Below are 22,371 nucleotides of genomic sequence, written 5' to 3'. Positions count from 1 at the left end.
CACTATGAACCTATATGATCTGTCAGGCTCGGGACCAGAATCAGAAAAGTTCGACCCGTTACTCTCTACTGATCAGTTTCGCATAGAACGTATTATCTCTCATGCCCACGCAACCCCCGAAGGGGAATGGTACGACCAAGCTTGGGATGAGTGGGTATTGGTTATTTCTGGTAGCGCGGGGATTCGTACTGCAAATCCAGATCAAGAATTCACACTTAATGCAGGTGACAGTTACAGTTTCCCTGCATATCAACGACACCGTGTTGAATGGACTGATTCTAATCAACCAACGATATGGCTCGCTGTTCACTACAATGAACCTAAGGAGGCTGAATCATGACAGCCAAAATTAGCTTTGTTCAGAGCGATATTACCCAATTGGAAGTTGATGCAATTGTTAACGCTGCTAACAAAAGTTTGTTGGGTGGTGGCGGTGTAGACGGTGCTATTCATACTGCAGCTGGACCCGATTTGTTAGCTGAGTGTCGCACGCTTAATGGCTGTGACACGGGTAAAGCGAAAATTACCCAAGGTTATCGCATTCCTGCTCAATACGTGATTCATACGGTAGGGCCAGTTTGGCGAGGTGGTAATCATGGTGAGTCTGCACAGCTAGAAGCTTGTTATCGTAACGCGATGGCTGTGGCTAACGAAAGCAAAATCAAAACAATCGCATTTCCGGCGATTAGTTGCGGTGTTTATGGCTATCCCTTGGAACAGGCAGCCGAGATTGCGTTAATAACGGTTAAGAGTGAATTAAAAAAAGGGACAAGCGTAGAAAAGGTTGTCTTTTGCTTGTTCAGTGATGAACTTCTTTCTGTATATCAAGCGGTTGCTTCTAAACTTCCTGAAGCCATTAAAAAAGGAGGCAGCATGGCCTCCTTCTTTGTCCTAGAGCACAGTCAGTATTAGTGTTCGATCTGGATCTGACGTGGCTTCATCGCTTCAGGTATTTCATGAATCAGATCGACATGAAGCAATCCATTTTCCATCGACGCTTTCGTCACTTTTACATGATCCGCTAGCTGGAAACGTCTTTCAAAATTGCGCGCTGCTATACCTTGGTAAAGGTATTGGCGATCTTGAGTTTGTTCTTTCTTCTGGCCCGTAATCGTCAGAGTACCGCTTTCACTTTGAATATCTAATTCGTCTTTTTCAAAGCCTGCCACAGCCATGGTAATACGGTAATTATTTTCTCCAAGTAGTTCGATGTTGTATGGAGGGAATGAAGGTTGGTTGTCGTTGCGGTTAGCGTTATCTAGTATGTTAGCTAGACGGTCAAAACCAATGGCAGAACGGTAGAGTGGAGATAGATCGAATTCACGCATCTGTATATCCTCATCAAGCAATATATCTAAATTTAAAAGTATGGCCCCTCTCTTGAGCGAGCCGTTAACCGACCTCTTTTGAGCCTCGGTTAACTATTTAGATAATGTCACTTGATGAGAATTCAAGCGTAAGGGGAATTATTTTTCTTCTTCAACATTAAATCGATCAACGTCGTTGGTGATTTCTACATCAACATCGTGCGAAGGAATGCGGTAATCGTGCACACGTTCCCATGAGTCTGAACCAGGAACACGTTCCCAAACTGTACCTGCATTGTAGGTAACCAGCTCGCTCAAGGATGGGTCTAGGCGGCACATCTTTTCTACTGGGACAGGAAGAAGGTTGGAAAGCTGATCTTCCAAAAACTCTTCAGTTTCATAACCAGTAAACATGCGCCAGCCGGTGTCGTTTAAGTGTTCAGGAACTGTCTTATACATAAAACGAATAGGCAGAGTTTCATCAAAACAAAGTTTTGAAACCAGCGCTAAGAAGCCGTTTTTGGTTTGGTTTGTTTCGGATTCAGTAGTTTTAGGCGTATCAACGTCAACAGATTTCATGAGCACTCAAACAGTAATAAATTAATAGCCATTCTATTTTAAACGCTGATTGGGCCCTATACCAGCGGCTAAAAGGTTAAGAAAATGCGATGTGGGTTACTTTATTAACCTAAAGTTACATAAATCAGTCTAACCGTTTTACTAAGCGTGCTAGAATACGCTGTTTTTACAGTCAGATCCTCAGGAAAAAAAGATGGCCAAAGGCAAAAAGTACGATTTTCAGTTAGTTGCTGAAGGGGAAACTTGGAGTGCTCAGATCTTGCGTCAGGCAAGTGCACGTAAAACAGTTATCTCCAAGCAGCAGGATGGCTTTGCGACTGAAGATGAGGCCAAGGTTTGGGCTGAAGCTGAATTAGAGCAGTTTATGAGCCAGCAAGTTGAGCGTAACAAGCGTAAAGCGGAAAAGCGCGAAGAACGTGCAGAAATTGAAGCACGTCAAGCTGAAGCAAGAGCTCGATTCGAAGACGAAGAGTAATCTTTGTTGAATTTTCCTATTAGCCAGTTCTGTCTAGATGAGTATTGCTTTTTCAGCAAGGATTCTAGTAACGGTCACAATAACCCCTAGCTGAATAGATAGGGGTTATTCGTTTTTAACATCAAATACCGTTATATCAGTGAGCATTAACGCTCTTTATCTACCTTCGATAACTTTAGTTGTTCTCTAAGCCTTCCTTAACAATCAAGACTACGGTATTCTTTCCTGTATAAATAACCAGTAGATTTGTTTGATGCTGATATTAGGAATAGATCCAGGCTCCCGTATCACCGGTTACGGTGTAATTAACTGTGTTGGTAATAAAAATGAGTATGTTGCCAGCGGTTGTATTCGTATTAAGGGCGAAGAGTTACCTGAGCGTTTGCAGCAGGTATATACAGGAGTGTCTGAGGTAATTGAGCGTTATTGTCCGCAAGAGTTTGCTATTGAGCAGGTTTTTATGGCGCGTAATGCTGATTCTGCTCTGAAGCTGGGGCAGGCACGTGGTGTAGCTATCGTGGCAGGTACTAATGCGGAATTGCCTGTTTATGAATATGCTGCTCGAAAAGTTAAGCAGTCGGTCGTAGGTAAAGGTTCGGCGGATAAATCACAAGTTCAGCACATGGTGGCGCATATTTTAAAATTACCCGGCTTACCTCAAGCCGATGCTGCCGATGCCCTCGCAATTGCGCTCTGCCATGCGCATACTCGTAATAGCTTAATTAAAACATCAGGTTCTATGTCTAGTCGCAATGCCAGTTGGAGGCGTCAATAAACGTCATGAATGAGATGGCTTACGCTGATTTTATCCATATAGCTGATCTAATTGGAGTTGCCGTTTTTGCAACAGCAGGAGCTTTGGCTGCTCAAGGTAAGCAATTAGATATTCTAGGAGTGGTTGTTTTAGCGATAGTGACGGCTTTAGGTGGCGGCACTATTCGAGATATCACCTTAGATATTCATCCAGTTGTTTGGGTAGCAGATACTTCCTATTTGTGGACTGCCATTATCTCTGCGGTCGTTGCTTTTTTCGTCTGTCGATATATTCAGTATCCTAGGCGTACATTGTTGGTACTGGATGCTATGGGGTTGGCACTGTTTGCAGTGTTAGGTGCTGAAAAAGCTCTAGGCCTTGGTTTACCACCGATTATTGTAGTGATGATGGCCGTTATTACAGGGTGTGCAGGAGGTATGATCCGAGACCTTCTGACGGGACAAATACCACTTATATTACAACGAGATGGTGAACTTTATGCGACCTGCGCGCTAGCTGGTTCGGTATTTTTTGTGGTTTTTCAGTCGTATATTCCAGGACAGCCGGTTGCGCTGATCTCTATGGTAATTATCTTTGTATTGCGTATGGCTGCGATGTTCGCAGATCTCAGATTACCTGAATTTATTGTGGCAGGTCATAAGCTAGAAAAATTGGATAAGGATAAAAAATAAGTGATTGGTCGATTAAAAGGTGAGTTGTTAGAAAAGCAACCTCCACAGTTAGTGATTGATGTAAATGGTGTGGGCTACGAAGTGGAAGCTTCTATGAACACATTTTATCGATTACCTGAAGTTGGATTGCAGGTAACCCTCTTTACTCACTTTGTCGTGCGAGAAGATGCGCAGTTACTTTATGGTTTTATCGATAAGCAGGAGCGTTCGCTTTTTAGAACTTTGATTAAAGCTAATGGCGTTGGCCCTAAGCTCGCAATTACGATCCTTTCAGGAATTTCCACTACTGAGTTTGTACGTTGTGTAAATGATGGTGATACCGCCTCTTTAGTTAAATTACCGGGTGTTGGTAAGAAAACAGCTGAGCGCTTAATCGTAGAGATGAAAGACAAGATTAAAGCGCTTGGCTTGGAATCTTCGGATGAATTCCAACTGTCTGCAGCGGATGGCCCGGATATGGCGTCATTTGAGGCGGTTAGTGATAATCGTGCGGAAGCAGAAAGTGCATTGGTTGCGTTGGGCTACAAGCCTGTTCAGGCAACTAAATTGATTGAGCAAGCTCATAAGTCTCTTGGGTCTGGGGCAAGTTGCGAAGATCTTATTCGTGTCGCTTTACGCGCCATGGTTGGGTAATAGAGTAAATAGTTATGATTGAAGCTGATCGTTTTATTTCGCCTTTAAGTAATCCAGTAGAGGAGGCACATGATCGTGCTATTCGCCCTAAATCTTTAGAAGATTATGTTGGCCAGCCTGTTGTTCGTGAGCAGATGGAGATCTTTATCCAAGCGGCGAAGATGCGTAATGAAGCTTTGGATCATACTTTGATTTTTGGCCCTCCAGGTTTGGGAAAAACAACCTTAGCTAACATCATCGCGAATGAGATGGGCTCTGAGATCAAAACCACTTCTGGCCCTGTGCTTGAGAAAGCAGGGGACCTTGCTGCGTTGTTGACCAATCTTGAGCCTAATGACGTTCTATTTATCGATGAAATTCACCGTCTAAGTCCGAATGTCGAAGAGGTGTTGTACCCAGCTATGGAAGACTATCAGCTGGATATCATGATCGGTGAAGGCCCTGCAGCGCGCTCGATAAAGTTAGAGCTACCGCCATTTACTTTGGTGGGTGCTACAACGCGAGCAGGGTTGCTGACATCTCCATTGCGAGATCGTTTCGGTATTGTGCAACGCTTAGAGTTCTATAACGTTGAAGATCTGACCAGTATTGTTGCTCGTTCTGCAGATTTATCTGGAACTAATATAGATACGCAGGGTGCGTGCGAAGTGGCAAAGCGATCTCGCGGTACGCCGCGTATTGCTAACCGACTGTTACGCCGTGCACGAGATTATGCAGAAGTAAAAGGTAATGGTGTTATTGATAATGATATCGCCGATCGTGCCTTGAATATGCTTAATGTCGATCATCATGGTTTTGATCATCTTGACCGTCGTATGCTGCTGACTATGATCGAAAAGTTTGGTGGTGGTCCGGTAGGTGTAGAAAGCCTTGCTGCTGCGATTAGTGAAGAGCGCGACACCATAGAAGATGTTTTAGAGCCTTACCTTATTCAGCAAGGGTTTGTCATGCGCACACCGCGTGGTCGAGTGGTGACCGATCACGCTTATCAGCACTTTGGAATTGATAAACCCAAAGAGTCTTAAAATACGATCTGGATCAATAAACCCTATAATAAATAGGATTTGTTGGTTAATCTGACATCAATCAAGGTACGACAGAAGAAAAGCCGTCTAATATGCCTGCCAAATAACTGAAAAAAATGACAGGTAGCAATTATGACGGCCATACTTCGTAATGCAGAGATCACTGCATTCCGACTTGAGCTTAATCGTTTACTTATCCAGCTTAAAGCCGAGCTTGAAGAAGAGTTGAGAGATCAGATCTCATCTGCTTCCGTGTCTGAAGTGCGAGATATCGGTGAAGAAGTGGAACATACAGTTGAGTTGGAGCGTCAATTTGAAACGCTCCAGCGTCATCATGATGAGATTGCTGAATGCCAAGCTGCACTGAAGCGTATTGACGAGGGTAGTTTTGGTGAATGCATCAACTGTGGAGAGGAGATCGAGCTGACACGTCTGAAGGCTAATCCTCCTGCATCACGCTGTATTCGCTGCCAATCTATTCACGAATCTGCGTTAAAAAAAATCGCCTAGATCTATTCGCCAGCTATCTAATCTGATAGCTGGTATTTCCCTCTAACACCGTTATTTCAAACGCTGGTTTTTCCTTGTATTAATCGCCATGACTGTTATTGTTGTGCCTTCATTTTTTTATCTATTAAATGGATGGAACTTATTGGTTTTTGATGAATCACAAAGCCGGTAAATTGTATCCTGTACCAAATTTTTAGAGGGAAGTGCTGTGGTCGAAAAAATGTCGATCTGGAGTCTGGTTGCCGACGCAAGTATCGTGGTTCAACTAGTAATGTTAATGCTTTTATTAGCGTCAGTACTTTCTTGGGTGATGATCTTTCAGCGCCAATCGGTGTTAAGCAGCGCGCGAAAATCACTGCGTAACTTTGAAGATCGCTTCTGGTCTGGTGTCGATCTTGGCCAACTTTTCCGTGAGATTAATCACGAACCGAATTCTGACTGTGGTGCCGAGAATATCTTTCGTGCTGGTATCAAAGAATACACGCGTCTAACTCAGCAAACAGGTTATGACCCAGATTCGGTCATGGACGGTGTACAGCGTAGTATGCGTGTAGCGCTAGCGCGTGAAGAAGATAAGCTAGAAAAGCACCTGCCATTCCTTGCAACAGTAGGTTCTACCAGTCCTTATATCGGCCTTTTTGGTACAGTGTGGGGGATTATGAACTCCTTCCGTGGTTTGGCGAATGTTCACCAAGCGACATTGTCCGCTGTAGCACCTGGTATCGCCGAGGCCTTGATCGCTACAGCGATTGGTCTATTTGCTGCGATTCCAGCCGTAATTGCCTATAACCGTTATTCTGCACAGGTTGAGTATCTATTGGGTAACTATGAAACCTTTGCTGACGAATTCTCTTCCATCTTGCATCGTCGTATGCACGCATCCAACTAAGCGGGTGTGATCGATGATCAGACGGCATAAGAAAAAACGTAAGTTAAATGCTGACATCAATGTAGTACCTTACATTGATGTCATGATGGTGCTCTTGGTGATCTTTATGGTGACGGCACCCATGCTGACGCAAGGCGTTATTGTTGATCTGCCTAAAGCAGCGGCGGAGCCTGTAGATGACGAAGATAATGAACCGGTTATCGTCACGGTTAATTCAGAAGGTGAATACTTTATCGATATTGGTGGTGACCCTAAAGAAGCGGTTACGGCTGATGTTGTCCAGGATCGTGTGGCTAAAATTTTAGCAAGTAACCCTAAGAAAATGCTGTTGGTACGGGGTGATCGTAATGTGAATTACGATTCAGTTGTGCAGTTGATGGTTTTGCTACAGCAAGCAGGCGCGCCGAGCGTAGGCTTGGTGACGGAGTAGGGGTTGATTTTGCGACCGGGTAGTTATCTTCTTCCTACAGTCCTTGCTGTCATACTTCATATCTTTGTTGTGGTTTTGTTGGCGCAGAGCTGGTTTGAGCACAAAGAGGAGGAGCGTAAAGTTCCTCGTCATGTTCAGGCGCAGATTGTCGATCTGACTACGCTATCTGCTCAGCGTAAAGAAGCCTCTGAAGCTAAGGCCAAGCAGAAGGCGGATCAAATCCGCAAAGCTGAAGAAGATAAGAAACGTAAAGCGGACGAAAAGCGTAAGCAGGAAAAAGCTAAGAAAGAAGCTGAAAAGAAAAAGCAGCTAGAGAAAAAGAAAGCTGAGGCTGAAAAGAAGCGTAAAGCTGACGAAAAACGTAAAAAAGAAGCAGCTAAAAAGAAAGCTGAACAAGACCGTTTAAAGAAAGCTGCAGCTGAGAAAAAACGTAAAGCTGACGAAAAGAAACGCAAAGACGCCGAGAAAAAAGCGGCCGAAGAGAAGAAAAGAAAAGCTGAAGCAGCAGCGAAAAAGCAAGCAGAAGAAAAAGCCCGAAACGAAGCGCTAATGCAGGCGTTAGAAGCTGAAGAGGCGGCTCTGCAAGCTGAAGAGCAGCGTGCCGCAGCCATGAGTTATGAAGCGTATATAGTTTCACAGATTACCCGTAACTGGCGTCGATCACCGACTGCGCGAAATGGTATGGTGGTAGAAATTACCGTACATTTCTTACCATCAGGTCGAGTGAATGATCTGTATGTGAGTAAATCTAGTGGTGATGCTCGTTTTGATAACGACGCTTTGCGTGCGATAGAACGTGTACAAGTATTTGAAAAACTTCAGGAGATGGATTCGGTTGTGTTTGATCGATACTTCCGTAAGCGTGTATTGCGTTTCCGTCCTGAAGATCTACGGAATTAAGCCTGTTTTAAATTGGTATGGCGGCTATGTGTTTAAGGAGAACTAAATGAACAGAGTTTTACAGCGAGTAATAGCTACATTTGCGCTGTTGTTTTCGGTTTCCGTAATCGCTGAAGGTGATTTGGCAATCGAAATTACCCAAGGTATTGATGAGCCAACGCCGGTTGCTGTAGTGCCGTTTTCTTGGGATGGTAGTTTCGCTTTACCAGAAGATATTGCACAGATTGTATCTGATGACTTAGGCCGTACCGGTCTATTCTCGATGATGGATCGCCGCAATATGCTTAGCTTTCCGAACAAACGCGATCGAGTGTACTTCCGCGATTGGCGCGTCAGCAAAACTGAGTTTCTACTGATTGGTCGTCAACTGCCATCTGAAGGTAAAGAGCTAAAAGTAGAATTTGAACTTTACGATGTGTTGAAAGAGCAGCAGCTATTAGCAGAACGTGTATCCGGTAGCCAAGCGAATATGCGTGATATTGCTCACTACATCTCGGATATGGTGTACGAAAAGTTAACTGGTGTTCGCGGTGCATTCTCAACACGTATCGTTTACGTAACGGCACAGCAGTTTGGCAATGGCAACGGTCGTTATCGTTTGAAGATGGCTGATTCCGATGGGGCTCGTCCAATTACGATTCGTGAACAGAGCGAGCCGTTGATGTCTCCTGCTTGGTCTCGTGATGCATCCAAATTGGCCTATGTGTCTTTTGAGTCCGGTAAGCCTGCTATCTACATCCAGTATTTAGCGACAGGTAAACGCGAGAAGGTTCAGTCGTTCCGAGGTTTGAATGGTGCGCCTGCTTGGTCACCTGACGGTAATAAACTTGCGATAGTGTTATCTAAAGATGGTAACCCAGAGGTTTATGTTCTAGATCTGCGTTCACGCAGCCTAGCGCGAATTACCCACCATTATGGGATTGATACGGAGCCTTCTTGGTCGCCAGATGGTCAGTCACTTATCTTTACCTCTGATCGTGGTGGTCAACCGCAGATCTATCGTATCCATCTGCCAACGCGCCAGTTAGAGCGAGTAACTTACGAAGGTAACTACAACTCGCGCGGTCGTTTGACTCAGGATGGACGTTTCTTGGCGATGGTTCACCGTGGTGTAGATAATGTATTCAGAATTGCAGTTCAGGATCTTAAAACAGGCCGTTTAGATATCCTGACTGACACCTTTTTAGATGAGTCCCCAACTATTGCACCGAATGGCAGCATCATTCTGTATGCAACCCAAAAAGGTGTAAGAGGGGTCTTGGGCGGTGTTACCTTAGATGGGGGCGTACGCTTCATTTTACCGTCAAGTAGTGGTGATGTTAGGGAACCGGCATGGAGCCCCTACTTGCAATAAAAGTTTATAGACATTAACTTATGTTCAGATTTGGACATGGCGGCATTCAATAATATTTTGCTTGCTGGGAAGACCAGCAAATATACAGGAGTGATCAATGCGAGCTTCCAACGTAACTAAAGCAGCTGCACTAGCGTTATCCGTAGCATGGGTAGCAGGTTGTTCTACAGGTGGTTCATCTACTGAAGGTGGCGCAACGTCGGGTACTGATACTGGCACTACACAAGGTGTTAATCAGGGTTCTGTTTCTGGTTCTTCAATGGATTCTGTTGCTAACCTACAGACTGTTTTCTACTTCGATTTCGACAAATCAGTAGTTAAAGCAGGTGGTTTTGCTGATCTAGAGAAGCATGCGGCTTACCTCGCTGCTAACCCATCTGTTCAAGTTGTACTGGAAGGCCATGCAGATGAGCGTGGTACTCGTGAGTACAACATCGCACTAGGCGAACGTCGTGCTAAAGCGGTTTCTCGTTTCATGCAAGTTAACGGTGCATCTGCTTCTCAGATCGAAACTGTTAGTTTTGGTGAAGAAAAACCAGCGATTTTGGGTCACAGCGAATCTAGCTGGAGCCAGAACCGTCGTGTGGAACTGAAGTACGTATCTCGTTAATTTATGACTTCGAACTCTATCGTTCTTTCTACTGCATTAGCGCTTGCGATCAGCGCTAATGTTGTAGCAGAAGAAGTACCTGTTATTGAATTGGGTGTTGGCGCTTCGCCTACCAATGTTCAACAGCCTTCCTATAATACTCACTCGGCTTCAAAAAACAGTGAACTGTTACTTATTGTCCAGCAGTTGCAGGACGAAGTGCGTTCTCTGCGTGGTCAAGTAGAGCAGCAAGATTACCGTCTAAAGCAGATGGAACGGCAGCAGCTAGAGCGGTATCGCGATCTAGATGGCCGTATCACCGCTTTAAGGGATCCAGCTTTAACGCCGTCAGCGACGACTGGTCAGTTAGGTGCTGATAACACCCCTGTTTTAGAGGGTGGTTCACCGGTATCTAGATCTCAAATGCCAGCGGATATAGCACCTTTAACGCCATCAGTGGGTGATGCGCAGGCTTATCGAGAAGCCTTTGGGCTGGTTAAGCTAAGAAACTTCCCGAAAGCGGCTGAAGCATTTTCTGCTTTTGTGAAGGATTACCCACAAAGTGTGCGTTTGCCTAATGCTCATTACTGGCTAGGTGAGATTTACTTAGCAGAGCAAAAGCCTGAACAAGCACGTGAATCATTCGTGCAGGTGTTAACCCAGTTCGTGGATAACCCTAAAGCTCCGGATGCAGCGTATAAGCTTGGTATCATCTACAATCAGTTAGGTGACACTGCTAAGGCAACTGAATACCTTGATCTGGTAATCAATAAATACCCTGATTCTGATGCGGTTCGCTTAGCTCAAGAGTTTAAGCGTCAGCTCTAATCGATCTTTGGAAAACACATGAATTCTTCTGCTTCAAAAAAAGCAGTGGTGTTGCTGTCTGGTGGTCTGGACTCGGCAACAGCGCTGGCAATGGCTGCTGAAAGAGGCTACAGCTGTTATGTATTGAGCTTTGATTACGGTCAGCGCTCTTTAACTGAGTTAAATGCGGCTAAGAAAATTGCCAAGCAACTTAATGTGGCTGAACACCGTGTCATCCGTCTTCACTTAGAAGACTTTGGTGGCTCCGCGCTAACTGACCACAGTATTGATGTGCCAGAAGAGGAATCCGATGAAATTCCGGTGACCTACGTTCCTGCACGAAATACGGTTTTCATGTCCTTGGCGTTAGGTTGGGCAGAAGTGCTAGAAGCTGATGCGATCTTTATTGGTGTCAATGCAGTCGATTACTCCGGTTACCCTGATTGTCGTCCAGAATATATCGCTGCCTTCGAAACCATGGCTAACCTTGCGACTAAGCGTGGTGTTAGCGGTGATCCAATCAGGATTGAAACACCACTAATCGACCTGACTAAAGAAGAGATCATCCAAGAGGGTACTCGTCTGGGTGTTGATTACGGTTTGACGGTTTCTTGCTATCAAGCAGACGATGAAGGCCAGGCATGCGGTGCGTGCGACAGCTGTCGTTTGCGCGCAAAAGGCTTTGTTGATGCTGGCTTGGAAGATCCAACCCGATATCAATAAAAAAGCCTTGCTTTTGTATTAGGGATACGTAGAATACGCGTCCTCTGTGTGGGTCGTTAGCTCAGTCGGTAGAGCAGTTGGCTTTTAACCAATTGGTCATAGGTTCGAATCCTATACGACCCACCACTAAAAAACCCAGCCTTTGAGCTGGTTTTTTTATGTCTGAAAGATGCTCGTTGTATAGGATGAGAACCGTCAAAAGGTTCGAGTCGGAAGGCGAAGCCTGTAAAAAACAGCGGAGCCTGCGACGCTGGCCCGTAGGGTATAGTAATCCTATACGACCCACCACTAAAAAACTCCAGCCTTCGAGCTGGTTTTTTTATGTCTGAAATTCAGCACGGCTTCGCCGCTTAGGATGCCACTTCGTGGCTAGAGGACGTAGCTACGCTGCTAGAGAAAAAGAAAATTCTCATAACACTCGAAGAATCTAACGCCTCACGACTGATCTAAGTAACTTCTAGCCGCTCGTATCTCTATGCTATACTACGTCCCCTAATTTTTATCTGGGTGATCCTCAGGTAATAAAGCTACCTAGGTGAGCAGGTAGTCGATCAGTACAACTTATGAGTATTACGTCACATGTTGAGCCAACAGGATATTTCAGATCGCATCCTCGTGCAGGAGCACTTCGCTAAAGAACACTTGCCTCTAGATATGACAATGGAGCAGGTTGAAGAGTATAAGCAGAAGATCAAAAAGCTGCTTAAAGAGAAAGATGCCTGTCTGGTAGCGCACTATTACACCTCTGCAGTTCTACAGCAGCTTGCAGATGAAACGGGCGGATGTGTTTCTGATTCTCTAGAGATGGCGCGCTTTGGTAATGCTCATTCCGCTAGCACGTTAGTTGTTGCGGGCGTTAAATTTATGGGCGAAACGGCTAAAATCCTTACGCCTGAAAAGCGTGTAATTATGCCAACGATTGAAGCGACTTGTTCACTTGATATTGGTTGCCCAATCGAAGAGTTCTCTGCATTTTGTGATGCTCACCCAGACCATGAAGTGGTTGTTTATGCCAATACTTCTGCAGCTGTAAAAGCGCGTGCTGATTGGGTTGTAACATCTAGCATTGCGCTACAGGTTGTTGAGCACTTGGCTGATCAAGGGAAAAAGATTATTTGGGCCCCAGATAAGCACTTAGGTACTTACGTGCAACGTCAAACAGGCATTGAGATGCTTATGTGGGATGGTGCTTGTATCGTACACGAAGAATTTAAAGCGCAGGGTATTCTAGATCTTAAAAAAGTTTACCCAGATGCAGCGGTCCTAGTTCATCCAGAATCCCCTGATTCTGTCGTAGAAATTGCGGATGCTGTAGGCTCTACTACGCAAATTATCAATGCTGCGCGTGATTTGCCAAATGAGCAGTTTATCGTCGCGACGGATAAAGCAATCTTCTACAAGATGCAGCAAGCAGCACCAGGTAAGCAGTTTATCGAGGCGCCCACGGGCGGTTCTGGTGCAACCTGTCGTAGCTGCGCCCACTGTCCTTGGATGGCTATGAACGGTCTAGAAAGCGTACTTCACGCACTAGAAACAGGGCAAGACGAGATACATGTCGATGAGTCGCTAATAGTCGATGCTCGCAAGCCGCTACAACGAATGCTTGATTTCTCGGCGGAGTTGAATAAATAAATTTGAAACCCGCGAAAGCGGGTTTTTTTTATTGCTAATAGATGTTGTTTCAGTTGCTGTGTAGGCGTCTTAAATCAATACTCCAGCTTTAATGATTCTCTAATCCCTTTAGCATCTTCCTTTCGTTGTTCTAATCGAGCGCGTTCAGTATTGTTAATCGTCGGTTCTCTTAGAGCGTAATCGATCTGTCTTAAAGCTCTATCCACATTAGCGGTTAGCAAAAAGTATTCTATTCGGGCTTTGTGAACACCGACAATATCGCCTGCTAGTCCGTAGGCTTCAGCCAGTAGGTACCAAGCCCTGCTGTCATTTGGATCTTGCTCAACAAGATCTTCATAAGCTTGTACCGCAAGGTATGGCTGGTTTAGTTTTATTTGTGTATCGGCGTAAATAAACGATACAGCTTGGCTGCCCGGGAATAGGTTTCTAAGGTGTTGTAGTTGCTTCGCCGCTTCAGGGTAGTTTTCTTTACCCAGTTCAAGTTCTGCTTTGATTAAACGAGCGCTAAGGCGGTTTTTAAAACTTTTGCTAAAGCGGTTGATGTTCTTTTGTGCGAGTTCAAAGCCTTTGATTGCTATTGCAGTATGGGCAATAGCGTATCTTAAGCTGTCGTTATCCTGCTGTTTTTGTGTGTTTAGGTATTTTTCTAACAGTTGTTTTTGATCTTTAGCATATCCGGTACGAATACGTGCGCTAGCAATATTAAAATGGATGCTGTTTTCTTTTGCATTAATCACATTGATTGTTTCAGCACGGTTTAGTGCATCTGATACTCGTGATTGGGTGACTGGGTGGGTTAGCAAAAATTCAGGCGGTATACGGCTAAAGCGCGCTTGTTGTTGCAGCTGATGGAACATGTCAGCCATGGACTTTGGATCGTAGCCAGCTTGTGTCAAGGTTTGCATGCCTATGTAATCGGCTTCGCGTTCATTCTGCCGGCTAAATGAAAGGCGAGAAGAGGCTGAGGCAGCCATAGAAGATTGCATACCGACAACGCCTGCTTCGGGATCTGCTGCTGCCAATAAAATGCTGCCTAATAAGCTGGCTATGAAAAAAGGTTTGTTGCGGCGTTGTTCCTCTAGCTGCGAGGCAAAGTGGCGTTGGCTTAAGTGAGCTAACTCGTGTGCAAGTACCGAGGCTAACTGCGCTTCATTTTGTGCTGTAAGGAGTAGGCCGGTGTGAACACCGATAATGCCCCCCGGTGCTGCAAACGCGTTAACGGTAGGGTTGTCGAGCACTAAAATTTCTAAGCGGCGATCTGTTAGTTCGCTATATGTGACTAAATTCCAAGTGAGTTCTTCGACGTATTGGCTTACAACTGCGTCTTTGTATAAGCGCGAACTACCACGAAGCATACGTACCCAAGCGCGGCCCAAAAGGTATTCTTTTTGCTGAGATATAATGCTGTAGCCACTACCGCCAATATTCGGAAGTTGGGTATCTGCTTTCAGGCTTAAAGGTAAAACACTTAACAAAATTGTTAAGAGGAAAGCAATAAGTCCATTGTGCATAGTGGTATCCGAAAAAGCCCGTGCTAATACAAACAAGAATGGTATATAGTGCTGAACTTAATTGATAACGACAACAAAAATTACGTTAAGAAAAGTTAATGACTACACATTCGTACGACGAGACATTAGACGCGTCTGGATTAAATTGTCCTTTGCCGCTCCTGAAAGCTAAACAAGCGCTAAACAAATTGGAAGCGGGGAAGGTGTTAAAAGTTATCGCTACTGATAGTGGTTCTATCAGAGATTTTAAAGCCTATACCGATCAATCTGACCATGAATTGTTGGAATCGTTCACTGATCAGGAACCTTATGTTTATCTGATTCGTCGAGGCTAGGCAGAGTTACTTATGCGCAAGATATTTAGTAAATGGATAGAGCGCTACTTTTCTGACGAAGAGGCGTTGCTTCTCTTTGTTTTGTTAGGCGCTGCATTACTGGTGATCTTGACCTTAGGTCAGGCTTTGGCACCGGTTTTTGCGGGTATTATCCTAGCGTTTTTGATGCAGGGTGGGGTTAATCGCTTAAAGCAGCTGAATGTTCCACATCTGCTTTCGGTCATACTGGTGTTTTTAGCTTTTGTTGGTGGTTTAGCTGCGCTGTTCTTGATCGTTATGCCGCTGGCATGGCGTCAGGCAGTAAATCTGTTTAATGAGCTCCCCGGTATATTATCGGAAATACAAACGGTATTACTTCTGTTGCCGCAAAAATACCCTGAGTTCATATCGGAAGCTCGTATTTTAGAGCTGATTGATCTGGCGGCTGCTGAGCTATCACAGATGGGGCAGTTGGTGGTGACGTTCTCTTTGAATTCGATTACTGGAGTGATGGCGTTACTGATCTATCTGGTTTTAGTGCCTATATTAGTCTTCTTCTTCCTCAAAGATGGCGCGGTTATGACTAAATGGTGGGTATCATTTTTGCCTGAAAAGCGCGATATGATGACCAGTGTTTGGACTGAGATGGATGATCAGATTGCTAACTATATCCGTGGTAAGGCTATTGAGATTATCGTAGTTGGCACTGTCACCTACATTACCTTTATCTTCTTGGGTATTAACTATGCTGCGCTGCTGGGTATTTTGGTCGGCTTGTCTGTATTGATTCCATATATAGGTGCTGCGTTGGTAACAATTCCTGTAGCGTTGATTGCTTTCTTCCAGTGGGGTTGGAGTAGTGAATTTATGACTCTGATGGTGGCATACGGCATTATCCAGGCGCTGGATGGTAACGCACTTGTGCCATTGTTGTTCTCTGAAGCAGTAAACCTACATCCAGTTGCGATTATCGTAGCGGTGTTGGTATTTGGTGGGCTTTGGGGATTCTGGGGATTATTCTTTGCAATTCCGCTAGCAACTTTGATCAAGGCTATTTTGAGCTCGTGGCCAAAGGCTAAACATCATCCAGTAGAATTAGAAGAAAGCGGTGTTTAAACACCGCTTTTTTTGTGTCTGTTATTCTGAATTATAGTGCTTGAGCAGCAGCAAGTACTTCGTCGACATGACCTTTAACTTTTACAGTGCGCCATTCCTGTCGTAAAACACCTTCTGCATCAATCAAGAAAGTAGAGCGGTCGATACCCATGTACTCGCGACCATAGTTCTTTTTTAGCTTGATTACATCAAACAGTTTGCACAGTTCTTCATCTGGGTCGCTGATTAACTCGAATGGAAACTCTTGTTTTGCTTTGAAGTTTTCATGAGCGCGCATGCCGTCACGAGAAACACCGAAAATTACAGTGTTTGCTGCTTCAAACTGATCGATAGCGTCGCGGAAGTTCTGACCTTCTGTTGTGCAGCCAGGGGTACTGTCTTTAGGGTAAAAATAGATAACAATGTTTTTGCCCTTAAGTGCATCCAGTTCAACAGTCTGCTCGCTAGTGGCTTGAGCGGTAAAAGATGGGACTTTTTGATCAATAGCAACGTTGCTCATAGTAAATCCTTAGTGATGATGGCTACTCAACAAAGTATAAAATCGTATAGAATACGTCTCTTAATACGATACCAGATATGGTTTAGATTATAAGTGATCTATTTCACGAGTAATTGGCAATCTTTTGTGAGTGAAAGTAGAAATATTCCTTCTTAGCCCTCTATTTGGATCGACCTTAGGAAAAATTGAATCTTTTCAGCCGCCTAGGGTCGATTAGTCAAGTTTTAAGGTTGTAATACGCAGTAGGGCAGAGTAGTTTTGTCCTTTGCAAAACCTGATATAAATCTCATGGAGAAAAAAATGATTACTGGCAGCATTGTTGCTCTTGTTACCCCTATGCTTTCTAACGGAGATGTCGATTGGGATTCCCTAGACAAACTGGTAGATTGGCATCTGGATAAGGGCACTGATTCCATCGTCGCTGTGGGCACTACTGGTGAGTCCGCTACACTAAACTGCGATGAGCATTGCCAAGTGATTAAACGTGTAGTTGATCGAGTTGCAGGCCGAATCCCAGTGATTGCAGGCACAGGTGCAAACTCAACTTCCGAAGCAATCGAGCTAACTGCTGAAGCTAAAAACGCGGGTGCAGATGCGTGTTTGCTTGTGACTCCTTACTACAACAAGCCGACTCAAGAAGGTTTGTACCAGCATTACAAAGCGATTGCTGAAGCAGTAGATATCCCGCAGATCCTTTACAACGTTCCGGGTCGTACTGCCTGTGATATGCAGACTGAAACTGTGCTTCGTCTTGCTGAGATAAGCAACATCGTTGGTGTTAAAGAAGCAACAGGTGACGTACCTCGCGGTATTGATCTAATTTCTAGAGCACCGGCGGATTTTGCTGTTTACTCTGGTGATGATGCTACTGCAGTAGAGCTAATGCTTGAAGGTGGTAAAGGTAACATCTCTGTAACTGCAAACGTTGCGCCTTCTGAAATGGCTGAAATGTGTTCTTTGGCAATGTCTGGTAAAGCTGAAGAAGCACGTACGCTAAATAACAGCCTAATGCCACTTCACGAAAAACTGTTTGTTGAAGCGAACCCAATCCCTGTGAAATGGGCGTTAGCTGAAATGGGCTACATGGGCCTTGGTATTCGTTTGCCACTAACTGTATTGGCAGATGAGTGTCACGACACTGTTCGTGAAGCGATGCGTAGCACTAACATTATCTAAGCGACTATATTCATGAAGAAAATTGTATCTGTATCAGTGGTTACTGGAGCGCTGCTTTCTGGCTGCAGTATGTTGGATGATAACCCTATCTACGGTGAAAGCGGCATTGTGCGTGACCGTAGTCAGGATTATGAATTGGCACAAACGGGTCAGCGTCTAGAATTACCAGCGCACCTTAAAGCGAAGCAGACTGCAGATACTTTGACTATTCCTGAAATTAGTAACGTTGCGACAGCGCGTACGGGGAGCTTTGAAGTTCCTCGTCCTGAATTCTTTTACGCTGAAGCAGGTAGTGAATCTGTTAACCTAAAACGTGAAGGTGGTGAGAAACTTATCATTGTTGATGAGGGTATCACTAGCGTTTGGGTTAAGTTGCAAGAGTTTTGGCAGTTTAATGGGATCGACATAGCTAAGTCAGACCCTCGTCAGGGCCGTATGGAAACCCAGTGGATCCATCACGATGCTAAAGAATTTGGTTTGGTAGATACTTGGGTTAAGCGCTTAACTTTCCAGGATATCCCTGGCGATGCGAAAGATAAATTGCGTGTAAGCTTAAGACCTGTGGAGGGTGATGCTTCTCGTACTGCTATCGGTATGGAGCATGTTCGATTTGCCGCTGATGAAGAAGTGACAAGCATCGATTGGGCTACTCAAGCTCAGGGTGTTACCTTCAAATCTGATATGATGTTTGAGATGCTGCGCTATTTAGGCAAAGCGTCTGGTCAGCGTAATGCTCAAACGCTTATCGCATTTAACGAAAAACGCCGTGTTGGTACGCAGTTAGGTCGAGATTCCCGTGGTAATCCTGTTCTGAAGATGAACACGGATGCCTCTACGGCTTGGGATGAGATTAGCGCAGCGTTGGATAAAGCGGATATGGATGTGGGTACCCGTGATGCAGATACGGGTTACTTCTATATGACCTATACAACTTCTACGCCGTTTGAGAATGTTGAAGAACAAGGTTTCTTTGAGTGGCTTCACTCTGATCGAGGTGATATTAAACTTGATACTAGTGCGATTTCTGAGGCGCTGGGTATCAACACTGAAGAAAAAGGTGGTATCAGTTATACGACAGGTAAAACCGCAGCCTATCTTCAAGGTGTGAAAGAGGGCGAAGCGAAAGACGCTCTAACTGATCCAGAAGATGAAGGTAACAAAAAAGGTTATAAAATCTGGTTTGCTGGCAAACCTATCTACGTCTTCGGTGGTGAAGATTCTGGTATATACAATGAAAGTACCGGTAAGTATGAGCACACAGGTCAATATCAGTTGAAGCTGATCAGAACTCGTGCAGGCGTATTCTTAAGTGTATTAACCTCTCAAGGTCTATCCGCACCATCTATTGTGGCAGAAGAGATTCTTTGGGGAATTAAAGAGAATTTACCTAAAGCTTAAGAGATGATATTGAGAGTAATATCATCTTAATAAAAAGGGCCGAGAGGCCCTTTTTTTGTGGTTAGTTTATTTGTCGGTGGGAGAAATTAATGCGTGCTGTAATTTTGGATTTAAAAGGGTTGGAAGCGATAGATCTTGCTCCTATCGAAAAGAGCGTTTCAGAATTGATCTGCTACGAATTGACTCGGCCTGATCAAGTGCTTGAGCGAGTTAAAGGTGCAGATATTCTTATTACCAATAAAACTGCTATCAATGCTGAAGTAATGGATGCTGCTGAGCATCTTAAATATATCTGCGTGCTAGCAACCGGTACTAACGTCGTTGATAAAGAAGAAGCTGCTGAACGAGGCATTCCAGTGTCTAATTGTGTTGCTTATGGGGTTAGCTCTGTGGTTCAGCATGTATGGTCAATGATTTTAGCTTTGCATACTAATTTGGTTTCTTACGTTAATGATGTGCAAAAAGGTCAGTGGCAACGTTCTGATCAGTTCTGTTTTCTGGATTACCCGATTGTAGAACTTGAAGGTAAGACACTAGGTATTATTGGTTACGGAAATCTGGGAGAGGGTGTGGCGAGTGTTGCTTCTGCTTTTGGAATGAAAGTGTTAGTGGTACAAAGCTTGAGTGGTAACGGTCAAGATCCAGATAGAGTGAGTATGGATGAATTGATTGTGACATCAGATGTGATCAGCCTTCATTGCCCATTAACAGATAATACGGAAAACTTATTTGATCGATCCACCTTCAAGAAGATGAAAAGCACTGCTTTTTTAATTAATGCTGCTCGTGGTGGAATTGTGAATGAACAAGACCTTGTGGATGCGCTAAAGTCTGCTGAGATTGCGGGTGCTGCGACTGATGTGCTTACAGTAGAGCCGCCAAAGGATGGAAACCCTCTGTTAGATCCTTCTATTCCTAACCTATTGGTGACGCCGCATATTGCTTGGGGAACGCTAGAAGCTCGTACCCGTATTATTCAGCAAACAGCAGATAATATTCAGGCGTTCTTACGAGGTGAACACACCAATCCTGTTTAACCCTTGAAATGCTTAGAATGGGCAGGGTGCGAAAAATTCGACCTGCTCTTCAGTATCTGGGTGTGGGAAGGCTAAATACTCTGCGTGAAGAAGTAAGCGCTCTGAAGCGGCCATGCCTTCTTCGGTAGCGTAGAAACGGTCGCCAACGATCGGATGACCCATGGCTTGCATATGTACCCTGAGTTGATGTGAGCGGCCTGTGATTGGTTTTAGCGCGACTCTTGTGCCAAGCGACTCTTTCGATAGCTGCGACCATTCAGTGTGAGCGCTTTTACCCTGTTCAAAATCTACGATCTGCAATGGACGATTCTCCCAATCGCATCGTAGCGGTAGCTTTACTTCACCAGATGTTTCGCTTGGTTCTCCGCAGATAATCGCTTGGTAGCGTTTGTTGGTCAGTCTCTCTTGAAAACTGCGACTGAGGTGACGTTGTGCTTCAAGGGTGAGTGCTAATACCATCAAGCCAGATGTGGCGTAATCCAAGCGGTGAACGACTCGTGCTGTAGGGAATTGCTCTTGCACTCTGCGCCATAAACAATCTTGTTTATCTTCCCCTCGACCGGGAACAGATAGCATGTCATAAGGTTTATTGGCGATGACGAGTGAGTCATCGCTATAAATGATTTCTATCACGCTGTTTTCCGTTCGAATAAGACCATGGATTCAACATGGGACGTGTGAGGGAACATATCCATGACACAGAAGCGGCTGGCTACATAGCCTTGCTGAATCAATTCGGCTCCGTCTCGTGCAAGGGCGGCAGGGTTGCAAGATACATACAGAATCATCTCTGGTTGGTGATTCTTAAGCTGTTTAATAATCTCTAAGGCACCTGTTCTTGGTGGGTCTAGAAGTATCTTATTAAAGCCTTGCTTGTACCATGGCATCGCGCGTAGATCTTTGCTCAGATCTGCGCGGTAAAATTCACAGTTGTCTAGATCATTATTGGCTGCATTTGTATTGGCGCGAGCAACCATATCTTCTACGCCTTCAATGCCGACAACATGTGCAGCTGTTTTGGCTAACGGGAGACTGAAGTTACCGATGCCACAAAACAGGTCTAATACTCGATCGTTCGCATCTAAGTTAAGCCAAGAGATGGCGCGATCAATCATCTGTTGGTTAACTTGGTTATTAACCTGAATAAAGTCGCCCGGCTCAAATTGAATATCTGTGGCAGTTGGCTGATGTTGATAGCATAAAATCGCCTTGTCAGAATAGGCTTCTATTTTATCGCCATGATCAAAATAGAGTTTAAAGTTCTGTTGTTCAGCTAATTCGCTTAGCGCTTGGCAAAGCGTTTCACTCGGACGCTTTTTAACGCGAAGCGTTAAAGCACCTTGGGTGTCTCCCAGTGTTAATTCGCCGTGGGTGATCTCTTTAAACTGTTCCTCTGCTTCCAATACTTGCGGTAGTGCGGACAGTATTTTATCTAAAGGTTCCGCTAGCACAGGGCAGTGATTAATCTGGGTAAGCTTGCTGCTGCCACGACGTCTAAAACCCACCAATGCACTGCCATCTCGCATCATCTGGTTGATGCCTATTCGACAGCTACGGCGATAGTTCCATTCTGTGCTTGTAATGGGTGCTTCAACTTTTTCAGGCGTAAATTTACCTAATCGACTGAGTTGATCTAAAACCAATGTTTGTTTGGTTGGGATTTGGTGTTCGTGCGCTAAATGTTGTAGATCGCAACCACCGCAAGTACCGAAATGCTCGCACTTTGGCGACGTGCGTTGTGACGATTCAGCTAGCACTTGAGTGCAGTTGGCTTCATCGTAGCGGCGATGTTTGCTGGTAATTTCATATGCAACTTCTTCATCTGGAAGCGCACCAGCTACAAATATAGTTTTACCATCATGTTTGGCGATGCCACGGCCTTCATGGCTTAGTCCTTCAATTTTCAGAGTATCTGGGTAAGGCGTAGCAGCCTTAGGTTTCTTTTTCTGAGGAATTGGTTTGGCAAAAAGGCTTTGTTTACGTTTCATGATGAGTACCGGCTTTAGAAGGCGGCGATTCTA

27 protein-coding genes and 1 tRNA gene are annotated in these 22,371 nt (G+C 44.7%); 22 read left to right on the top strand and 6 right to left on the bottom strand.

All coding sequences use genetic code 11. The features are described 5' to 3' along the window. The first annotated feature begins 4 nt into the window (after nt 1-4). Together ACMXYO_RS10325 and ACMXYO_RS10320 are read left to right on the top strand one after the other, a co-directional pair. The gene (locus ACMXYO_RS10325; RefSeq protein ID WP_415885042.1) at nt 5-340 is read left to right on the top strand and encodes a cupin domain-containing protein; all 336 of its coding nucleotides are present in this window, start codon (nt 5-7) and stop codon (nt 338-340) included. Continuing rightward, the gene (locus ACMXYO_RS10320) at nt 337-912 is read left to right on the top strand and encodes an O-acetyl-ADP-ribose deacetylase (protein ID WP_415885041.1); all 576 of its coding nucleotides are present in this window, start codon (nt 337-339) and stop codon (nt 910-912) included. Before ACMXYO_RS10325 ends, ACMXYO_RS10320 begins: the two co-directional genes overlap by 4 nt. On the opposite strand, the gene ACMXYO_RS10315 is transcribed toward ACMXYO_RS10320, so the two are convergent. Together ACMXYO_RS10315 and ACMXYO_RS10310 are read right to left on the bottom strand one after the other, a co-directional pair. Continuing rightward, entirely contained in the window at nt 909-1,328 is a 420-nt protein-coding gene (locus ACMXYO_RS10315; protein ID WP_415885040.1) for an Hsp20 family protein, read from the bottom strand. The two genes, ACMXYO_RS10320 and ACMXYO_RS10315, sit on opposite strands and share 4 nt — an antisense overlap. A gap of 138 nt (nt 1,329-1,466) precedes the next feature. Further along, entirely contained in the window at nt 1,467-1,886 is a 420-nt protein-coding gene (locus ACMXYO_RS10310) for a DUF2185 domain-containing protein (RefSeq protein WP_415881563.1), read from the bottom strand. Between the two features lie 193 nt (nt 1,887-2,079). Here ACMXYO_RS10310 and ACMXYO_RS10305 point away from each other — a divergent pair, with 193 nt between their 5' ends. The 15 genes from ACMXYO_RS10305 (at nt 2,080) to nadA (ending at nt 13,299) form a co-directional block, all read left to right on the top strand. Continuing rightward, a complete protein-coding gene (locus tag ACMXYO_RS10305; protein WP_415885039.1) occupies nt 2,080-2,361 on the top strand; it encodes a DUF3622 domain-containing protein in 282 nt (93 codons plus the stop codon). 253 nt (nt 2,362-2,614) lie between these two features. Next, complete coding sequence (gene ruvC / locus ACMXYO_RS10300) at nt 2,615-3,136, top strand: crossover junction endodeoxyribonuclease RuvC (protein ID WP_415888091.1); 522 nt, start codon at nt 2,615-2,617, stop codon at nt 3,134-3,136. A 5-nt stretch (nt 3,137-3,141) separates the two neighbouring features. Then, nucleotides 3,142-3,807 carry a trimeric intracellular cation channel family protein gene (locus ACMXYO_RS10295; RefSeq protein ID WP_415885038.1) on the top strand — a complete coding sequence of 222 codons (666 nt, stop codon included), beginning with the start codon at nt 3,142-3,144 and terminating at the stop codon, nt 3,805-3,807. Continuing rightward, complete coding sequence (gene ruvA / locus ACMXYO_RS10290; protein WP_415885037.1) at nt 3,808-4,440, top strand: Holliday junction branch migration protein RuvA; 633 nt, start codon at nt 3,808-3,810, stop codon at nt 4,438-4,440. Between the two features lie 14 nt (nt 4,441-4,454). Beyond that, nucleotides 4,455-5,465 carry a Holliday junction branch migration DNA helicase RuvB gene (gene ruvB, locus ACMXYO_RS10285; protein ID WP_415885036.1) on the top strand — a complete coding sequence of 337 codons (1,011 nt, stop codon included), beginning with the start codon at nt 4,455-4,457 and terminating at the stop codon, nt 5,463-5,465. A gap of 132 nt (nt 5,466-5,597) precedes the next feature. After that, entirely contained in the window at nt 5,598-5,975 is a 378-nt protein-coding gene (locus ACMXYO_RS10280) for a TraR/DksA family transcriptional regulator (RefSeq protein WP_415885035.1), read from the top strand. Nucleotides 5,976-6,195: 220 nt separating this feature from the next. Beyond that, a complete protein-coding gene (tolQ, locus tag ACMXYO_RS10275) occupies nt 6,196-6,864 on the top strand; it encodes a protein TolQ (RefSeq protein ID WP_415885034.1) in 669 nt (222 codons plus the stop codon). A 13-nt stretch (nt 6,865-6,877) separates the two neighbouring features. Then, nucleotides 6,878-7,294, top strand: coding sequence for a protein TolR (tolR, locus tag ACMXYO_RS10270; protein ID WP_415885033.1), 417 nt, complete (start codon nt 6,878-6,880; stop codon nt 7,292-7,294). A 9-nt stretch (nt 7,295-7,303) separates the two neighbouring features. Further along, nucleotides 7,304-8,194: a cell envelope integrity protein TolA gene (gene tolA / locus ACMXYO_RS10265; protein ID WP_415885032.1), complete on the top strand. Its 891-nt coding sequence runs from the start codon at nt 7,304-7,306 to the stop codon at nt 8,192-8,194. Between the two features lie 46 nt (nt 8,195-8,240). Next, entirely contained in the window at nt 8,241-9,548 is a 1,308-nt protein-coding gene (gene tolB / locus ACMXYO_RS10260; protein ID WP_415885031.1) for a Tol-Pal system beta propeller repeat protein TolB, read from the top strand. Between the two features lie 97 nt (nt 9,549-9,645). After that, nucleotides 9,646-10,158 (top strand): peptidoglycan-associated lipoprotein Pal, encoded by a 513-nt coding sequence (gene pal / locus ACMXYO_RS10255; protein WP_415885030.1) that lies wholly within the window; start codon nt 9,646-9,648, stop codon nt 10,156-10,158. A gap of 3 nt (nt 10,159-10,161) precedes the next feature. Further along, a complete protein-coding gene (ybgF, locus tag ACMXYO_RS10250; RefSeq protein ID WP_415885029.1) occupies nt 10,162-10,965 on the top strand; it encodes a tol-pal system protein YbgF in 804 nt (267 codons plus the stop codon). Nucleotides 10,966-10,983: 18 nt separating this feature from the next. Then, nucleotides 10,984-11,667, top strand: coding sequence for a 7-cyano-7-deazaguanine synthase QueC (gene queC / locus ACMXYO_RS10245; protein WP_415885028.1), 684 nt, complete (start codon nt 10,984-10,986; stop codon nt 11,665-11,667). A 50-nt stretch (nt 11,668-11,717) separates the two neighbouring features. Then, nucleotides 11,718-11,793: transfer RNA gene (locus ACMXYO_RS10240), tRNA-Lys, on the top strand. 453 nt (nt 11,794-12,246) lie between these two features. After that, nucleotides 12,247-13,299 (top strand): quinolinate synthase NadA, encoded by a 1,053-nt coding sequence (gene nadA, locus ACMXYO_RS10235; RefSeq protein WP_415885027.1) that lies wholly within the window; start codon nt 12,247-12,249, stop codon nt 13,297-13,299. 74 nt (nt 13,300-13,373) lie between these two features. Here nadA and ACMXYO_RS10230 read toward each other — a convergent pair whose 3' ends face one another. Beyond that, on the bottom strand, nt 13,374-14,810 hold the full coding sequence (locus ACMXYO_RS10230) for a M48 family metalloprotease (RefSeq protein ID WP_415885026.1): 1,437 nt from the start codon (nt 14,808-14,810) through the stop codon (nt 13,374-13,376). Nucleotides 14,811-14,908: 98 nt separating this feature from the next. Here ACMXYO_RS10230 and ACMXYO_RS10225 point away from each other — a divergent pair, with 98 nt between their 5' ends. Together ACMXYO_RS10225 and ACMXYO_RS10220 are read left to right on the top strand one after the other, a co-directional pair. Further along, nucleotides 14,909-15,145 (top strand): sulfurtransferase TusA family protein, encoded by a 237-nt coding sequence (locus tag ACMXYO_RS10225; protein ID WP_415885025.1) that lies wholly within the window; start codon nt 14,909-14,911, stop codon nt 15,143-15,145. A 12-nt stretch (nt 15,146-15,157) separates the two neighbouring features. Next, a complete protein-coding gene (locus tag ACMXYO_RS10220; RefSeq protein ID WP_415885024.1) occupies nt 15,158-16,240 on the top strand; it encodes an AI-2E family transporter in 1,083 nt (360 codons plus the stop codon). A 31-nt stretch (nt 16,241-16,271) separates the two neighbouring features. Here the strand turns inward: ACMXYO_RS10220 and ACMXYO_RS10215 are convergent, their stop codons facing one another. Beyond that, a complete protein-coding gene (locus ACMXYO_RS10215) occupies nt 16,272-16,739 on the bottom strand; it encodes a peroxiredoxin (protein WP_415884277.1) in 468 nt (155 codons plus the stop codon). 300 nt (nt 16,740-17,039) lie between these two features. On the opposite strand from ACMXYO_RS10215, the gene dapA reads away from it, so the two are divergent. The 3 genes from dapA (at nt 17,040) to ACMXYO_RS10200 (ending at nt 20,350) form a co-directional block, all read left to right on the top strand. Continuing rightward, entirely contained in the window at nt 17,040-17,915 is an 876-nt protein-coding gene (gene dapA / locus ACMXYO_RS10210) for a 4-hydroxy-tetrahydrodipicolinate synthase (protein WP_415885023.1), read from the top strand. A gap of 12 nt (nt 17,916-17,927) precedes the next feature. Continuing rightward, nucleotides 17,928-19,313 carry an outer membrane protein assembly factor BamC gene (bamC, locus tag ACMXYO_RS10205; protein WP_415885022.1) on the top strand — a complete coding sequence of 462 codons (1,386 nt, stop codon included), beginning with the start codon at nt 17,928-17,930 and terminating at the stop codon, nt 19,311-19,313. An 89-nt stretch (nt 19,314-19,402) separates the two neighbouring features. After that, entirely contained in the window at nt 19,403-20,350 is a 948-nt protein-coding gene (locus tag ACMXYO_RS10200; RefSeq protein ID WP_415885021.1) for a D-2-hydroxyacid dehydrogenase, read from the top strand. Nucleotides 20,351-20,362: 12 nt separating this feature from the next. On the opposite strand, the gene ACMXYO_RS10195 is transcribed toward ACMXYO_RS10200, so the two are convergent. Together ACMXYO_RS10195 and rlmD are read right to left on the bottom strand one after the other, a co-directional pair. After that, a complete protein-coding gene (locus ACMXYO_RS10195) occupies nt 20,363-20,983 on the bottom strand; it encodes a pseudouridine synthase (protein ID WP_415885020.1) in 621 nt (206 codons plus the stop codon). Further along, entirely contained in the window at nt 20,980-22,338 is a 1,359-nt protein-coding gene (gene rlmD / locus ACMXYO_RS10190) for a 23S rRNA (uracil(1939)-C(5))-methyltransferase RlmD (protein WP_415885019.1), read from the bottom strand. The genes ACMXYO_RS10195 and rlmD overlap by 4 nt, the downstream gene beginning before the upstream one ends. Nucleotides 22,339-22,371: the final 33 nt, after the last annotated feature.

Source organism: Neptuniibacter sp. QD37_6 (genome assembly GCF_047778085.1).
GTDB lineage: Bacteria > Pseudomonadota > Gammaproteobacteria > Pseudomonadales > Balneatricaceae > Neptuniibacter.
Note: the sequence above shows the minus strand (reverse complement) of the source record. Positions and strands in the feature narration are given on the sequence as shown.

Bases quoted from the DNA above. Each gene is read 5' to 3' on its own strand.
- ACMXYO_RS10320 (WP_415885041.1), top strand. From the start codon at position 337: ATGACAGCCAAAATTAGCTTTGTTCAGAGCGATATTACCCAATTGGAA.
- ACMXYO_RS10280 (WP_415885035.1), top strand. From the start codon at position 5,598: ATGACGGCCATACTTCGTAATGCAGAGATCACTGCATTCCGACTTGAG.
- tolQ (WP_415885034.1), top strand. From the start codon at position 6,196: ATGTCGATCTGGAGTCTGGTTGCCGACGCAAGTATCGTGGTTCAACTA.
- ACMXYO_RS10225 (WP_415885025.1), top strand. From the start codon at position 14,909: ATGACTACACATTCGTACGACGAGACATTAGACGCGTCTGGATTAAAT.
- ACMXYO_RS10295 (WP_415885038.1), top strand. From the start codon at position 3,142: ATGAATGAGATGGCTTACGCTGATTTTATCCATATAGCTGATCTAATT.
- ACMXYO_RS10230 (WP_415885026.1), bottom strand. From the start codon at position 14,810: ATGCACAATGGACTTATTGCTTTCCTCTTAACAATTTTGTTAAGTGTT.
- rlmD (WP_415885019.1), bottom strand. From the start codon at position 22,338: ATGAAACGTAAACAAAGCCTTTTTGCCAAACCAATTCCTCAGAAAAAG.
- ybgF (WP_415885029.1), top strand. From the start codon at position 10,162: ATGACTTCGAACTCTATCGTTCTTTCTACTGCATTAGCGCTTGCGATC.
- pal (WP_415885030.1), top strand. From the start codon at position 9,646: ATGCGAGCTTCCAACGTAACTAAAGCAGCTGCACTAGCGTTATCCGTA.
- ACMXYO_RS10200 (WP_415885021.1), top strand. From the start codon at position 19,403: ATGCGTGCTGTAATTTTGGATTTAAAAGGGTTGGAAGCGATAGATCTT.
- ACMXYO_RS10310 (WP_415881563.1), bottom strand. From the start codon at position 1,886: ATGAAATCTGTTGACGTTGATACGCCTAAAACTACTGAATCCGAAACA.
- dapA (WP_415885023.1), top strand. From the start codon at position 17,040: ATGATTACTGGCAGCATTGTTGCTCTTGTTACCCCTATGCTTTCTAAC.
- tolB (WP_415885031.1), top strand. From the start codon at position 8,241: ATGAACAGAGTTTTACAGCGAGTAATAGCTACATTTGCGCTGTTGTTT.
- ACMXYO_RS10220 (WP_415885024.1), top strand. From the start codon at position 15,158: ATGCGCAAGATATTTAGTAAATGGATAGAGCGCTACTTTTCTGACGAA.
- ruvC (WP_415888091.1), top strand. From the start codon at position 2,615: ATGCTGATATTAGGAATAGATCCAGGCTCCCGTATCACCGGTTACGGT.
- ruvB (WP_415885036.1), top strand. From the start codon at position 4,455: ATGATTGAAGCTGATCGTTTTATTTCGCCTTTAAGTAATCCAGTAGAG.
- tolR (WP_415885033.1), top strand. From the start codon at position 6,878: ATGATCAGACGGCATAAGAAAAAACGTAAGTTAAATGCTGACATCAAT.
- queC (WP_415885028.1), top strand. From the start codon at position 10,984: ATGAATTCTTCTGCTTCAAAAAAAGCAGTGGTGTTGCTGTCTGGTGGT.
- ACMXYO_RS10215 (WP_415884277.1), bottom strand. From the start codon at position 16,739: ATGAGCAACGTTGCTATTGATCAAAAAGTCCCATCTTTTACCGCTCAA.
- ACMXYO_RS10315 (WP_415885040.1), bottom strand. From the start codon at position 1,328: ATGCGTGAATTCGATCTATCTCCACTCTACCGTTCTGCCATTGGTTTT.
- ACMXYO_RS10325 (WP_415885042.1), top strand. From the start codon at position 5: ATGAACCTATATGATCTGTCAGGCTCGGGACCAGAATCAGAAAAGTTC.
- nadA (WP_415885027.1), top strand. From the start codon at position 12,247: ATGTTGAGCCAACAGGATATTTCAGATCGCATCCTCGTGCAGGAGCAC.
- bamC (WP_415885022.1), top strand. From the start codon at position 17,928: ATGAAGAAAATTGTATCTGTATCAGTGGTTACTGGAGCGCTGCTTTCT.
- ACMXYO_RS10305 (WP_415885039.1), top strand. From the start codon at position 2,080: ATGGCCAAAGGCAAAAAGTACGATTTTCAGTTAGTTGCTGAAGGGGAA.